General features: G+C 72.2%; 18 protein-coding genes and 1 pseudogene. 12 read left to right on the forward strand and 7 right to left on the reverse strand.

All coding sequences use genetic code 11. From position 1 onward, the window contains the following. Window positions 1–82: 82 nt before the first annotated feature. The 9 genes and pseudogenes from lepB (ACFSJS_RS22420) (at window position 83) to ACFSJS_RS22460 (ending at window position 6,640) form a co-directional block, all read left to right on the forward strand. The gene (lepB, locus tag ACFSJS_RS22420; RefSeq protein ID WP_380903233.1) at window positions 83–724 is read left to right on the forward strand and encodes a signal peptidase I; all 642 of its coding nucleotides are present in this window, start codon (window positions 83–85) and stop codon (window positions 722–724) included. Then, window positions 717–1,796: a signal peptidase I gene (gene lepB / locus ACFSJS_RS22425; protein ID WP_380903235.1), complete on the forward strand. Its 1,080-nt coding sequence runs from the start codon at window positions 717–719 to the stop codon at window positions 1,794–1,796. Before lepB (ACFSJS_RS22420) ends, lepB (ACFSJS_RS22425) begins: the two co-directional genes overlap by 8 nt. Continuing rightward, on the forward strand, window positions 1,693–2,658 hold the full coding sequence (gene lepB, locus ACFSJS_RS22430) for a signal peptidase I (protein ID WP_380903237.1): 966 nt from the start codon (window positions 1,693–1,695) through the stop codon (window positions 2,656–2,658). Before lepB (ACFSJS_RS22425) ends, lepB (ACFSJS_RS22430) begins: the two co-directional genes overlap by 104 nt. Before the next feature lie 72 nt (window positions 2,659–2,730). Continuing rightward, window positions 2,731–3,477: a signal peptidase I gene (gene lepB, locus ACFSJS_RS22435; protein WP_380903239.1), complete on the forward strand. Its 747-nt coding sequence runs from the start codon at window positions 2,731–2,733 to the stop codon at window positions 3,475–3,477. Window positions 3,478–3,490: 13 nt separating this feature from the next. Beyond that, window positions 3,491–3,814, forward strand: coding sequence for a DUF2469 domain-containing protein (locus tag ACFSJS_RS22440; RefSeq protein WP_380903241.1), 324 nt, complete (start codon window positions 3,491–3,493; stop codon window positions 3,812–3,814). 223 nt (window positions 3,815–4,037) lie between these two features. Beyond that, complete coding sequence (locus ACFSJS_RS22445) at window positions 4,038–4,490, forward strand: YraN family protein (RefSeq protein ID WP_380903243.1); 453 nt, start codon at window positions 4,038–4,040, stop codon at window positions 4,488–4,490. A gap of 1 nt (window position 4,491) precedes the next feature. Next, a pseudogene (locus ACFSJS_RS22450) lies at window positions 4,492–4,743 on the forward strand (magnesium chelatase domain-containing protein); the annotation flags it as partial. 41 nt (window positions 4,744–4,784) lie between these two features. Beyond that, entirely contained in the window at window positions 4,785–6,209 is a 1,425-nt protein-coding gene (locus ACFSJS_RS22455; protein ID WP_380903245.1) for a recombinase family protein, read from the forward strand. Window positions 6,210–6,397: 188 nt separating this feature from the next. After that, the gene (locus ACFSJS_RS22460; protein ID WP_380903247.1) at window positions 6,398–6,640 is read left to right on the forward strand and encodes a helix-turn-helix domain-containing protein; all 243 of its coding nucleotides are present in this window, start codon (window positions 6,398–6,400) and stop codon (window positions 6,638–6,640) included. Window positions 6,641–6,755: 115 nt separating this feature from the next. On the opposite strand, the gene ACFSJS_RS22465 is transcribed toward ACFSJS_RS22460, so the two are convergent. After that, a complete protein-coding gene (locus ACFSJS_RS22465) occupies window positions 6,756–7,259 on the reverse strand; it encodes a DUF6415 family natural product biosynthesis protein (RefSeq protein ID WP_380903249.1) in 504 nt (167 codons plus the stop codon). 179 nt (window positions 7,260–7,438) lie between these two features. Between ACFSJS_RS22465 and ACFSJS_RS22470 the strand changes: the two genes are divergently transcribed. The 3 genes from ACFSJS_RS22470 (at window position 7,439) to ACFSJS_RS22480 (ending at window position 8,551) form a co-directional block, all read left to right on the forward strand. Further along, window positions 7,439–7,690 (forward strand): winged helix-turn-helix domain-containing protein, encoded by a 252-nt coding sequence (locus ACFSJS_RS22470; protein WP_380903251.1) that lies wholly within the window; start codon window positions 7,439–7,441, stop codon window positions 7,688–7,690. 255 nt (window positions 7,691–7,945) lie between these two features. Further along, a complete protein-coding gene (locus tag ACFSJS_RS22475) occupies window positions 7,946–8,245 on the forward strand; it encodes a hypothetical protein (RefSeq protein ID WP_380903253.1) in 300 nt (99 codons plus the stop codon). A 75-nt stretch (window positions 8,246–8,320) separates the two neighbouring features. Next, window positions 8,321–8,551 carry a hypothetical protein gene (locus ACFSJS_RS22480; protein WP_380903255.1) on the forward strand — a complete coding sequence of 77 codons (231 nt, stop codon included), beginning with the start codon at window positions 8,321–8,323 and terminating at the stop codon, window positions 8,549–8,551. 103 nt (window positions 8,552–8,654) lie between these two features. On the opposite strand, the gene ACFSJS_RS22485 is transcribed toward ACFSJS_RS22480, so the two are convergent. The 6 genes from ACFSJS_RS22485 to ACFSJS_RS22510 form a co-directional block, all read right to left on the reverse strand. Beyond that, window positions 8,655–8,984, reverse strand: coding sequence for a hypothetical protein (locus ACFSJS_RS22485; RefSeq protein WP_380903257.1), 330 nt, complete (start codon window positions 8,982–8,984; stop codon window positions 8,655–8,657). Window positions 8,985–9,429: 445 nt separating this feature from the next. After that, complete coding sequence (locus ACFSJS_RS22490) at window positions 9,430–9,702, reverse strand: hypothetical protein (protein ID WP_380903259.1); 273 nt, start codon at window positions 9,700–9,702, stop codon at window positions 9,430–9,432. Between the two features lie 23 nt (window positions 9,703–9,725). Next, complete coding sequence (locus ACFSJS_RS22495; protein WP_380903261.1) at window positions 9,726–10,730, reverse strand: N-acetylmuramoyl-L-alanine amidase; 1,005 nt, start codon at window positions 10,728–10,730, stop codon at window positions 9,726–9,728. Between the two features lie 11 nt (window positions 10,731–10,741). Next, window positions 10,742–11,218, reverse strand: a complete 477-nt coding sequence (locus ACFSJS_RS22500; protein ID WP_380903263.1) for a hypothetical protein — start codon at window positions 11,216–11,218, stop codon at window positions 10,742–10,744. Window positions 11,219–11,233: 15 nt separating this feature from the next. Next, entirely contained in the window at window positions 11,234–12,448 is a 1,215-nt protein-coding gene (locus tag ACFSJS_RS22505; RefSeq protein ID WP_380903265.1) for a hypothetical protein, read from the reverse strand. Beyond that, entirely contained in the window at window positions 12,445–13,491 is a 1,047-nt protein-coding gene (locus tag ACFSJS_RS22510) for a hypothetical protein (protein ID WP_380903267.1), read from the reverse strand. The genes ACFSJS_RS22505 and ACFSJS_RS22510 overlap by 4 nt, the downstream gene beginning before the upstream one ends. Window positions 13,492–13,503 lie beyond the last annotated feature (12 nt).

A 13,503-nucleotide genomic window follows, 5' to 3' on the forward strand; every position in this document is an offset into this window, starting at 1 on the left:
CGCCCGTCCCGGCCGCCCCGAGGGGGCCGTCGCGCCGCCGTCCGTCCGGAGACCGCCGCGGCCGGGTTAGGCTCTCGGCTCGATGGACACCGAAGGACGGCACACACCTCCCACGGAGCGCGACCGCGCCCCGCACCCCGGCCGGGGGCGGGGACGCCGGTCGCGCTCCGTGCGTTGTACGGCCCTGGCGGCGGGGGCGGCCGGAGTGCTCTTGCTGATCCACGCCTTCGTGCTGGAGCCTTTCCGCATCCCGAGCGACTCGATGGCGAACACCCTCGAAACCGGCGACCGGGCCCTGGTGAACAAGCTGGCGTACCGTTTCGGCAACCTTCCGGCCCGCGGGGACGTTGTCGTGTTCGACGGCGCCGGTTCGTTCGACCCGGCGCGCTCGGGCGGTTCCGACTACGTCAAGCGGGTCGTCGGGGTCGGCGGGGACCGGGTGACGTGCTGCGACGAGCGGGGGAGGATCGAGGTGAACGGCGAACCCGTGGACGAGGCGTACCTCCATCCCGGCGACCGGCCCTCGGCCGTGCCCTTCGACGTCGAGGTCCCCGAAGGGCGGCTGTGGGTGATGGGCGACCACCGGTCCCGGTCGAGCGACTCCCGGGACCACCTCGGCTCCCCCGGAGGGGGCACCGTCCCGGTGGACCGCGTCGTCGGCCGGGCCGACTGGATCGTCTGGCCCGTCGAGCGCATCGGCTCCCTGCGGGGCCGGCATGGGTAGGCGCGGACGGCCCAGGGGGGGCCGGGAGACCGACGGGGCCCCCGCCGCGGAGCCGCACGACCCCGGGACGCCGCGCAGGCCCGGGGAGGGGCGGGCCGACCGGCGGCGCGCGGCCCGGCGGATCAGACGGCGCCGGAGGCTGTCGGTCACCAAGGAGATACCCGTCCTGGTGGGTGTCGCGCTGCTGATCGCCCTGGTGCTGAAGACGTTCCTGGTCCAGGCGTTCGTCATCCCCTCCGGCTCCATGGAGCAGACCATCAGGATCGACGACCGGGTCCTGGTGGACAAGCTGACCCCCTGGTTCGGCTCCCGTCCCGAACGCGGCGACGTGGTCGTCTTCAAGGACCCCGGGGGCTGGCTGCCGCCGCAGGAGAAGCCCGAGCGGAACGACCCCGTCGGCGTCAAGCAGGGCAGGCAGTTCCTGACGTTCATCGGCCTGCTGCCCTCGGACGACGAACAGGACCTGATCAAACGGGTCATCGCGGTCGGCGGCGACACCGTCGGGTGCTGCGACGAGGACGGCCGGATCACGGTCAACGGCACGTCCCTCGACGAGCCCTACCTCCACCCCGGGAACGCCCCCTCGCAGATGCCGTTCGAGGTGGAGGTGCCCGAGGACCGCATCTTCGTCATGGGCGACCACCGCGCCAACTCCGCCGACTCCCGTTACCACTTGAAGGAGCCGGGGAAGGGGACCATCCCGGAGAGCCTCGTGGTGGGCAAGGCCATGGTCATCGCCTGGCCGTACTCCCACTGGCGACGGCTGGAGGAGCCCGAGACCTACGCCTCCGTGCCGGACCCGCGCGGCGCGTCCACCTCCGCGGCGGCGGGCGGCGACAATGAGTTGATGCGGATCCCGCGCCCTGCGGAACTTCCGCTCGTTATGGGAGTGGCAGGCGTCGGCCTGCACCGGCTGAGGCGCGGGCGACGACGCAGTACGAGCAGTGTGAGGAGTGGATGTGGGGGACGTGGCGGTCGGAGCACGCTCCGGCGCGGACGGACCGGACAGGCGGGCCGAGGAGGAGCAGGCGGAGCGAGGCGAGCGGTCGGACGCGAGCCCGGAAGGCCGTGATCCGGAGGGCGGCGCGGACCCGGGCGGCGCGGGAGGAGGCGGCGGAGGAGACGTGACGGAGAAGAAGCAGCGCTCCTTCCTCAAGGAACTCCCCATCCTGATCGGCGTCGCCCTGCTCCTGGCCCTGCTGATCAAGACGTTCCTCCTTCAGGCGTTCTCCATCCCCTCCGACTCGATGCAGAACACCCTGCAGCGGGGCGACCGGGTCCTGGTGGACAAACTGACGCCCTGGTTCGGCTCCGAACCCGAGCGGGGCGAGGTCGTCGTCTTCCACGACCCGGGCGGCTGGCTGGACGAGAGCACCCAGAGCGACCCCGGCGGCATCGCCGGGGCCTTCCAGGGGTTCATGAGCTTCATCGGCCTGATGCCCTCGGCCGAGGACCAGGACCTGATCAAGCGGGTCGTCGCGGTCGGCGGAGACACCGTGGCCTGTGAGAGGAACGGCCCCGTCACCGTCAACGGCAAGGCCCTGGACGAGCGGTCCTACATCTTCCCCGGAAGCGCTCCCTGCGGCCCCGAGGGCTTCGGGCCGGTGAAGATCCCCGAGGGGCGGATCTGGGTGATGGGCGACAACCGCCAGAACTCCCTGGACTCCCGCTTCCACCAGGACCTCGAGGGGCGGGGCACCGTCCCGGTGGACCAGGTCGTCGGACGGGCCGTCGTCAAGGCGTGGCCGATCGACCGGTGGGGCACCCTCCCGGTTCCGGACGCCTTCGCCGAGAAGGGCCTGGCCGCCGCCCCGGCGGCGCTGGGCGTCGCGGGCGCGCTGCCGCTGGTGCTGTGGCGGCGCCGGCGCCTGACGGCCCGGACGGAGCCCCGGGCCGCCCGCGGGTGGAAGGAGGCCGGCCGCTCCGAGGGCTGACCCGCGCGCGTACCCGGAGGTAGGCTGCGGCCAGGCCGTCGGCGGATCCACACCTCCCGGGAGAGCGCACCAGTGAGCAGAGCCGAACGAACCGGGGGCCGGGGCCGTCTGGGCCACGTCCTGTCGTCGCTGGCCGTCGCGGTGGGCTGCGTCCTCTTCCTGGGCGGTTTCGTGTGGGCCGCCCTGCTCTACCGGCCCTACACCGTGCCCACCGGCTCCATGGCGCCCACCGTGGAGGCCGGGGACCGCGTCCTGGCCGAGCGCATCGACGGGGACGAGGTCAGGCGCGGCGACGTGGTGGTCTTCCTGGATCCCCTGTGGGGCAACATGCCGATGATCAAGCGGGTCGTCGGCGTGGGCGGCGAGACCGTCCGGTGCTGCGACCGCGACGGCAGGCTGACCATCGACGGCGAGCCCCTGGAGGAGCCCTACCTGAAGCAGCGGGGCCACGCCTCCTTCTCCGCCTTCGAGGCGACCGTCCCGGAGGGGAAGCTCTTCCTCCTCGGGGACCACCGCGGCTCCTCGCTGGACTCCCGCACGCACCTGGAGGACGCCGGCAACGGCTCCGTCGACCGCGCCGCGGTGACCGGCCGTCTCGACGCCACCGTCTGGCCCCCGGGCAGCGCGGGCATGGTCGAGCGCCCGGAGGGCTTCGCGGCGCTGCCCGGCGGGATCTCCCGGCCGGGGCCGCTGCGGCCCGCCCTGCTGGCGATCGCCGCCGGCGCCGCCTTGATCTTCGGCGGCGCCGCGCAGGGGGCGGTCGCCTCGGTCCGCGGGAAGCGGGCCCGGCTGTCGCACAATGGGGGGACGCACCGCTGAAGGGGAACACGCCATGAGCGCCGAGGATCTCGAGAAGTACGAGACCGAGATGGAGCTGAAGCTCTACCGGGAGTACCGGGACGTCGTCGGGCTGTTCCGGTACGTGATCGAGACCGAACGGCGCTTCTACCTCACCAACGACTACGAGATGCAGGTGCACTCCGTCCAGGGCGAGGTCTTCTTCGAGGTGTCCATGGCCGACGCCTGGGTGTGGGACATGTACCGGCCGGCCCGCTTCGTCAAGCAGGTCAGGGTGCTCACCTTCAAGGACGTCAACATCGAGGAGCTCAACAAGAGCGACCTCGACCTGCCCGAGGACACCGGCTTCAAGCGGTGAGCGATCTCCGCGGCCCCGCGCCCGAGGGAAGGGGGGCCGGGCGGTTCCGGGAACCGGCCCGCGGGAGCCGGGGGAGGGGCGGCCGGCCCGTCCACGCCGGCCCGCGCCGCTCACCCGCACGGGTGGGCGAGTTGTCCACAACCGGCGGGTAGTCCACCGAAACGGGCCGCGAACCGCCCGACCGCCCCCTGCGCCGTCACAGTCGGACCCGGAGGTGGTTCCGATGAGCGGCAACGACGCCGGGAACGGCAACGGCAGGAACGACAACGGCAGGTACGGAGGCAACGTCCGGTACGGCGGCGGCCGGGCCGGCAACGCGCTCGGGCGCTACGGCGAGGACCTGGCCGCCCGGCGCCTGCGCGAGGCGGGCATGGTCGTCCTCGACCGCAACTGGCGCTGCCGGGACGGTGAGATCGACATCGTCGCCCGAGACGCCGACGCCCTGGTCGTCTGCGAGGTCAAGACCCGCAGGACGGGGCCCTACGGGCATCCGGCGGCCGCCATCAGCCCGAGCAGGGCCGCACGGCTGCGCAGGCTGGCCTCCCACTGGCTCACCCAGCGGTGGCTCGCCCGCTACGGCCGCCTCCCGGCCGGCGGGGTGCGCATCGACCTCGTCGGCATCGTCCTGCCCGACCGGGGCGCCCCCCAGGTGCAGCACCTGAAGGGGGTGGCCTGACATGGGTTTCGCCCGCACCTGCTCGGTCGCCCTCGTCGGCGTCGACGGAGTGGTCGTCGAGGTCCAGGCCGACCTCGAACCCGGCCTGGCGACCTTCACCCTCGTCGGACTGCCGGACAAGAGCCTGGTCGAGAGCCGCGACCGGGTCAGGGCCGCCGTCGTCAACTCGGGCATCGACTGGCCCCAGCGGAAGCTCACCGTCGGCCTCAGCCCCGCGTCGGTCCCCAAGAGTGGCAGCGGCTTCGATCTAGCGAATCCTGGTGAACCACCCTTATAGCGTGGCAGGATACGGCCATGCGCTTCGACCCGCCCACCGTCCCCACCCGCGCCATCATCTACTGCCGCATCAGCCGCGACCGCGAGGGCGCCGGCCTCGGTGTCGAGCGGCAACGGGAGGACTGCGAGGCGCTCGCCGCGCAGCTCGGCGTCGAGGTCGTCGCGGTCTACTCCGACAACGACCTGTCCGCCTACAGCGGCAAGCCCAGGCCGGGTTACCGGCAGCTTCTGGACGACCTCCGTGCCGGGCGCGCGGACACCGTGCTGGCGTGGCACACCGACCGTCTCCACCGCTCCCCGGCCGAGCTGGAGGAGTACATCGACGTGTGCCAGCCCCGCGACGTGCAGACCCGCACGGTGAAGGCGGGGGCGCTGGACCTGTCCACCGCGTCCGGGCGGATGATCGCCCGGCAGCTCGGCGTCCAGGCCCGGTACGAGGTGGAGCGGATGGTGGAGCGGCAGCGCCGGACGCGGGATCAGATGGCTCAGCGCGGCGTCTGGTTCGGCGGCAGGCGGCCGTTCGGGTACGAGGCGGATGGGGTGACCGTCCGCGAGGAGGAGGCGGCGCTGATCCGCGAGGCGGCCCACGCCGTACTCGCCGGGGCGTCGCTGCGCGCCATCGCCGCCGACTGGAACCAGCGGGGCATCCGCACCTCCACCGGGTCCGAGTGGGAGGGGGCCGAGGTCGGGGCGATGCTCCGGCGTCCTCGGAACGCGGGGATAGTCCGCCACCGCGGGGAGGAGGCCGGGCCCGCGTCGTGGCCGGCGGTGCTGGAGGAGCCGCTATGGCGGTCCGTCGTGGCGGTGCTCACCGATCCGGAGCGGCGCACCACTCCGGGCAACGAACGCAAGTACTTGGGCAGCGGGATCTACTTGTGCGGGGTGTGTGCGGACGGGACGACGATGCGGTGTACCACCAGCAGCGCCACGTCCGGCGGGCACCGCGTCCCGGACTACGGGTGCCGCCGCCGGAAACACTTGACCCGCCGCACCGACCCGCTGGACGACTACGTGACGCTGATACTCCTGGACCGGGTGGCGCGGCTGGATGCGGCGGATCTGCTGGCCGTGGAGGAGGATCCGGTGGACGTGGCCGGGGCGCAGGCGGACATTCAGCAGGCGCGGGCGACGCTGGACTCGCTCGCCGCGGCGCTCGGCGCTGGGGAGATGGACATGCAGGAGTGGCGGGTGGCGTCGCAGGCCGCGCGTGCCCGTATGGAGCGCGCGGAGCGGACGCTGGCGGGTGCGGTCCGGGCGGATCCTGTGGCGGCGCTGGTGGCCGCTGAGGACCCCACGGAGGCGTGGAACGGCATGGACCTCAGCAGGCGGCGGGCGGTGCTGGCCTCTCTGATGACGGTGACGGTGCTCCCGGCCCCCCGCGGCCGGCGCCCAGGCGGCGGCTACTTCGACCCGTCGGCGGTGCGGATCGAGTGGAAGCGCTGAGCCCCGGTTGATCAGGCCGGGGCTCAGCTGGCCGTGCACGGGCGCTTGGGGGCGGCCTCCGTGCGCGGCCGTCGCGTGGGGGGCAACGGTCCCTCTACCCCCATGAACACCTTGTCTAACACGCGCCCCAGATGAATGTCACACCGTGTGGCACTGACAAACGATCACCGCCGCTTCAGCGTGAGCGCGTGCACGCCCACGACCCGCCCCCCGATTGGCTCACCGCCTGGAGACGGGAGGTCGGCGCCCGCATCCGCAACTACCGCCGCGCCGCCGGGTTATCGCAGGAGCAACTGGCCGGGCTCCTCTACATGGAGCGGCGGACCATCCACCGCCTGGAAGCCGGGGCCACGTCGCCGCCGCTGGACCGGATCCTGCACATCGCCCGTGTGCTGGAGGTGTCTCCGGCGTCGCTGCTGCCCGACGAGTAGGGCCCCGCCTGCGTGCCCTTCCGGGGGTGGAGAGCAGCAGACGGGGCCCCGTGCGCCCGGGATCCTGGTGGTACGCCGTCCGCCTCCGCCGAGGCGAGTCCAGGACCCCGGGCAGTCAGTGGGGGCCGTCCGGGTAGCCGGCGCCCTCTCGGCAGCTGCGGCACCACACGACCGTGGGGGCGGCCCGGGTCTCCCCGGGCGGGTCGTACACAGGCTGGAGGTCGCCGGGGAGGTGGCAGCGGCAGCAGACAGGAGCGGCCGGGCTCTCCCGGTCGGTGCGGGCCAGCAGCCACTCCACGTCCCGCGCGAGCTGGAGCACGTGCTGGTGGGCGGAGGCGAGGCCCTGACCGGGGCCGGTCGTGAGCCGCTCCCGGATCGCGTCGAGCCGCAGAGCGGCGCCGTACCAGTCGCAGCCGCCCTGCCACATGCGGGATACGCGGACGCTGGCCGGGGGCAGGAGTGCCGTGATGTGCCTGAGGAGGCGGTCCCGCAGGTCGGTGAGGGTGTCGTGGCGGGGCAGTGGCCCGTCCTCGGTGGCGAGGGCCTCGCGGGCTGCCTCGTGGGCGGTGTCGCGCCCGGGAGGGGTCGTGTCGGGTGGTGCGCCGGTAGCCTGAGTCATGTCGCCCTGCTCCCATCAGGTCGGCCGTCCCCCCGGATCACACGCCCGTGGTCGCGGGGGATCACTCTGTGTGGGCCCACCGTACCGGAATCGCGTCCGTCCGCGTCCATCCGATCTCAAGAACTCTCGACCGCGCTCACAAGATGCCGTGCGCACCCGACCGCGCGACGCTGGCGGGTATGGACGAGGAGCCGGTCATCCCTCTGTACGCCTACGAGCGTCTCGCCGCCGACCTGGAGGCCGAGATCGCCTCGGGGCGGCTGCCGGTGGGTGCGCGGCTGGAGGGCGAGCGGGAGATGGCGGACATGCGCGGCGTCTCCCTGAACACGGTGCGGTCCGCGCTCAAGCTGCTGCGGGAGCGGGGACTGGTGGCGATGAAGCCGGGCGCCGGGACGTTCGTGATCCGCTCCCGGCGGCCGGACACGCCCTAGATGCGACGACCCCCGCTCAATTGGGCGGGGGTCGTCGTAGCCCCGCAAGTGCGGGGAACACTTCATATGCCACTTGGACGGTTCCTCTTCCCAAGGGCCACCCCCGCACAAGCGGGGACGGGCGCCACTGTAGCGGGTGGAGAGGGTTGCGAGTCAAGGGAGGCTCAACTCGTTGACAACCTCGCCCCACCTGGGGCAAGGTTGGGGTGTGAGGTCGGCGAACCACGGCGGCCCCAACTGCGGAAGGAGCCTGCGATGGCCACCGAGATTGCCAGCAACATTCCCGGTCGCACCATCCACCCTTACCCCCTCCTTGACGAGATCGCCGAGCGTCACAACCTCAGCGACCGTGAGGCACACGAGGCTATCCACGCCATGCTTGACCAAATCGCCGACATTGATGGCGACGTAGTGCTGGAGCAGCGCCCCATCCGCCCGGAACTCCTGGAGTCCAACCCTCACGACCTGGATGTTTACTGGTGGCTGACGGTCTCCGACGAGACGGCGCAGGAGATCCGCGATGCCCTCGCCGCCCAGTACGAGAACGCCGCCTGACACCCACCGACAATGAGCGGCCCGCCCCCGGAGGCACCTCGGCGGCGGGCCGCTCCGGCACAGGAGGGAGCCCCGATGCCCGAAACTACCGGCCATGAGTGGTGGACGGCGGCCCAGGTCGCCGACCATCTCGGCATACAACCCGGCAGCGTCCGCCGGCAGATGTCCCGATGGGGCATCACCCGCGAGTACGTCCCCAGCAGCAATGGCCGACCCGAAGCGAGGTACGACGCGGCCGAGGTCCGCGCCGCCCACGCCGCCCGGCCGGGACGTGGCGCCCGCACCGACCTCCCCAGTACGGCATGACGAAAGCGCCCCCGTCGCCCCCCATGAAGGGGAACGACGGGGGCACACGATGGGACGACACAGACACCCGGTCCGGCCTCACAGCCCGGGGCCGGACCGGGCCTCACACCCCTGACCGGTAGTACTCCTCCACCTCCCGCGGCGGCGGCTCAGGCGTACCGCCCAGCCCCGTCACCTGATCCCGCAGCAGCAGCGCCCACCGCGACACCGACCACAGCACTCCCCGCACGCGGGTGATCTCCTGCCGCAGCTCGCCGCTCTCCTCCTTCAGCCGCTCCACGGACGCTTGAAGGACGGACAGATCCACTTCCTTCGCCTGCGGGGCGGTCGAGATCCGCGCGGCCACGCGGGACCCCCGCACGCTGAACCAGCCCGCCACCACAGCGGCGAGGACAGCGGCCACCGCCCCCGCTACAGCCACGAGTGTGCTCACCCGGGTCTCCTATCAGCGCCCCGGCGCGCAGTCGTACGGCGTGGCACCCCGGGCTCCGGGACTCGCGAGATCCACACGATCAGCATCACGTGCGACGTGGCGTACCAGGCGGCCACGAACGCGCCGCGCGGGTATGCGCCCGTTGCGGCGGCCGTCGCATACGCGGTACCCCACACGATTGGGGGCACCAGAGCGGCGACGAACCCCCACCGGTCCCGGCCGACGGGAGCGAACGCGGACACAGCGGTGATAGCGCCGCAGATGATCCACAGCCACGACCAGTACCGCAGGTCGCAGAACCGGACGAGGAGGTCAAGCCCGTCCGGCCGCGGCGGGATGAGGAAGAAGCTCGCGCCGTAGGTCACCTTCCCGACACCGAGGATGGCGAGGGCGGTGCCGCGCCAGCCCAGGCAGACCCGCAGCCGCCGGGCCGCGCGGCACCCCATCACACGCCCGTCACCGTGCTGGCGGAGTTCCGCGCGCCGATGACCCGGGCCACCAGGCCCTTCAGCAGCGAGCCCACCGCCGCCGTACCGGCCAGCCCCACCTGCTCCCAGAACGACAGGGAGAACACGTCGGCGGGGCCGGCGAGGACCGCGGCGCCAGCCACCGCCGTGAGGAACGTCCACACGATGCGCTCCGCCAGGTCCTTGGCGTAGGTGGTGCCCGTCTTGACGACGGTCTCCACGTCGCCGGAGGTGGGAAGGTTCGATGTCATGATCGTCTCTCTTCTCTCGGTACTCAGGCCGCGTCGTCCGACGCGACCTCCACGCGGACGGTCATCCGCTCGATCGCGGACTCGATCCGGGACACCAGCGCGTCCACGTCGACCGCCTCGTCCCGGGCCGCCAGCGCGGCGGCCAGCTCCCGGATCGCAGCGGACTGCGCGGCGAGGGTCTCCTGGATGGCCTTGATGCGGCCGCGGTTCTCCCGGCCCAGGTCGCAGGCGTAGTGCAGCATCGACTCCGGCGTCCACCTGGGGTTGGAGTCGGTGCCCCACGCCACGGGCATGTCGTCGGTGCGCCACACCGTGTGGTGCACGCGCTTCAGGTCGTCGCCGGACAGCGGCATGTCGTCCTCCTCAGGAGTGGTGGAGCCCCGTCCGGGGCTCCAGGTAGCGGGGTGCGCGAGGCGCTCATCGATCAGGCGGCGCAGGGTCGGCGGAGACACGTCCACCCCACCGCTGCCGGTGCGGGGGTCGATCTTGCCGGGCTGCCACTCCAGGTGCCCGATCACCGACCGCGCGCCCCAGCCGTAGACCCGGCAGATCGCGGCCGCCGCCCGCACGATGCAGTCCCGCTGCGCCTCCGGCCACGGGTCCCGCCCGTCGCCGAGGTTGATGCACTCGAAGCCGTAGAAGCGGGCGTTGCCGTCCGTGTCGGCGCGGGCCGGGCGCAGCAGCGAGTCGCGGTTGTAGTCCTCCGCCCGCACCCGGGCCAGCACGCCGGAGTCTCCGCGGCCGGCGTGGTTCGCGCGGCCGTTGGAGATCAGGTGCGCTTGGCCGTCCTTGGAGATGACGAGGTGGCACAACGGGCCCGGGAGGCTGGAGTGGCCGCGGATGCACAGGTCCACGCTGCCGGACGTCCCGGACGTGACGGTGTGGTGGACCATCACCCCGTTGATCGGGCCCCACGCCCCAGTGCTCGCCGGCCGGGCGCGGACCCTCCATCCCGTGTGCTCGACCACGTCCACGCCCTCAGCGCGGAGGGCCTGCAACAGGCGGTCGTCGGTCAGTGGTGCAGCCATCGCGGTTCCTTTCACAGCAGGCGGGCGTACCGGGGGGAGCAGCCGACCGCGCCGCCGTTGCCGTACCGGCCGCCCGTCGCCGCGCCCGCAGTGCGGCGAGCCTGAATCTGGATCTTTAGGGAGGTGGAGGTCAGGTGCGCCGACAGGTCGATGACCTCAGCCGGGAACACCCACGAGAACGACGCCGGGACCGTGCCGGACCGGACGATGCCGGTGTCGTTGAGCACGACCCGCCACTCACCGCCCGTGTTCACCCCGCCCACCGAGTCCCCGATCAGCACCAGGCCCAGGGCCAGCGTCAGCGTGCGCGGCGTGATGAGCGTCTCCCACGCCGTGGTGAACGAGGTGGCATCGATCCACGCCAGCCCGTTGAACGACGTCGGGTAGAACGGCACCTCGTCCGGGGGCGGCGGCACAGTGCCCTGCTCCAGCGCGGCCAGCCGCTCCTCCAGGCGGGTGATGCGCTCCAGCGGATCCGGAGTCGTCACGTACTGGGGCATCGCTCACACCGCCGTACACGTCAGGCGAACCCGCTCGGGCCCGGTGCCGGCGGTGGTCTCGATGCGGAGGATCCTCAGCACCTGCTCCCTGCCGGCCGGGGCCTGGGGCTCGGGCTCGATGACGAACAGGGCTTCGTCCCCGACCTGGTAGGAGCCGAATTGGGGGTCGCCGTCGGCGACCACCTCGAACGTCGGCTGCACCAGCCCTTGCTGGCGGGCGGCCAACTCCGCGGCCGTGTTTGCCCGGAGCCGGTCCATCTCCTCTACGTCGTTGTAGGTGGTGACCGTTTCGATCAGGGGCCATCCGGCGGCGATCATGTCGTCGGCGCGGGAGGTCGCCGCCATGCGGGAGAGGCCGGTGCCGCCGCCCAGCCCGTGGGTGGCGGTGGCCAGGGCGGTGCCGTCCTCGGGCCAGTCGTAGGCCAGGATCGAGCCGTCGGGGCCGCCCTTGGAGAACACCAGGTCCGACTCCCTGTAGGTGCGGCCCCTCCTCGGGTACCAGACCATGGCGCGCTTGAAGCGGCGCGGGGGGACGTTGTTCGCGGCGGGCGTCCAGCCGACCTCGATCCCGAAATCGAACCCGTTCTCCGCCGCAGCCAGATCGGCGATGATGCGGTAGATCTCCGGCCGCTCCGAGGCGAGGTACGTCGCGTACCGGTCCACCCCCGTCGGCCCGGCAATCGCCGACAGGTAGGAGGCATCGACGCCGATGTATCCGCCCGGCTGATACGCCGCCCACACCAGCAGGGACCACACCTGGTACCGCTGGTCACGGTAGAGGCGCTGCCCGTCCGGCACGTAGGCCGGGTTGGACAGTTGGGAGGTGTCGGTGGACAGGGTCTCGGTGACGAACCGGCGTTGGTAGTACGACATGAACTCGGCGGCTTGAATCTGCTTGCCGCCGCGGGTGGGCTGGCGGGTCCAGACGATGCCGCCCCACACGATGACGCCGTCGCGGTCCACCCACAGGGCGGTGCGGCCGGGCATGCTCGCGGTCTCCGGGTCCAGGCGCAGCGTCTCGTCGTTGTAGGGGATCGTCCCGCGGAGGCTGCCGATCCCGTTGAGCTCGAACGAGTACTGCACGTCGGCCAGGGGGAGTTCGGCCAGCAGCTCGTCGGTGCGCAGGTCGCAGAACAGGAACGTGTAGGTGTGGTCGGGGTAGTCGCCGCGGCCCAGCGTGCCGCCCGGCGCCATGGCCAGTTCCATGGGGGTGGTCACGAGATCACCCCCGGCGGGTCGGAGATGCGGAGCTGCCCCAGCGGCAGGGCAGTCTGCCCAGCCTGCTGGTTGGTCATGCCCCAGTTCCCGGCGGTGGACAGGTAGATGCGGTAGGTGCCGACGCCGCCGCCCGCGGCCGCCCAGTTCCGCTCGTAGGTCGGGCGGTAGTCGGCGTTCCAGTTGAAGAAGCCGTAGGCCCCGGTGCCCACCCCGCTGAGGTTGATGACGCCTCGGAAGACCCTCTCCCGGTAGCCGCCGATGGTGATGTCCGCGACCTCCGGGGTCGGGGTTCCCGCCGTCGCCCCGGACAGGAAGCTGCCGTAGGAAGTGAGCGGCCGCCACCCGGAGAAAAAGGCGGCGTGCATGTCGCGGGTGGTGCCGTCGGATCGGCCATACCGGAACCGGTCCAGGTCGGTGAGGTACAGCACCTGCCCGGGGTGGGGCCGGTTGGGCACCACGCTGGAGGAGACCGGCAGGACACCGCCCGCGGCCACCGTGTAATTCCGCAGGTCGGAGATGTTGGAGTTGGTCACGGACGTCTGTCCGGGGGCGATGGCGATGTCCGCGAGGACCTGCGCGGACGGGGGCAGGGTGCCCCGCACGGTCGCCCCGGCGGTGGAGGCGTACGGGCCCTGGATGACCTCCAGCCGCCACTCGGAGGCGGTGCCCGCGGTCTCCGCGTCGTACACGCTCGCGACGACGGTGTCCTTGCGGTACTGGCCGGCGGCCCCGGCCGGGGCGATGGTCAGCACCCGGTCGGCGTCGTTGACGCAGCAGTACGCGCCGTACCCGCCGACGTCGTGGTTGTCCACCCAGCAGTAGCCCGCGGACACGATGACGGTCATGTTCGGCGTCGCCGCCGCCCGCACCTTGAGCTGGTAGTTCTGGTAGCTGGGCTTGACGCCCTGCCGGATCCGCAGCGGCGTCGCCTCATCGGTGGAAAACCCGGGGTACGACAGGCCCGCGGAGATGACGCCGAGCCGGTCCGTGCGGGCCGGATAGGAGCCGGCCTGCATCCACGGCGGCGGGTTGATCTCAGCCACGAGTGGTCCTCT

Origin of the sequence: Streptomyces desertarenae, assembly GCF_042681365.1 — a bacterium.
In the GTDB taxonomy this organism is placed as follows: domain Bacteria; phylum Actinomycetota; class Actinomycetes; order Streptomycetales; family Streptomycetaceae; genus Streptomyces; species Streptomyces desertarenae.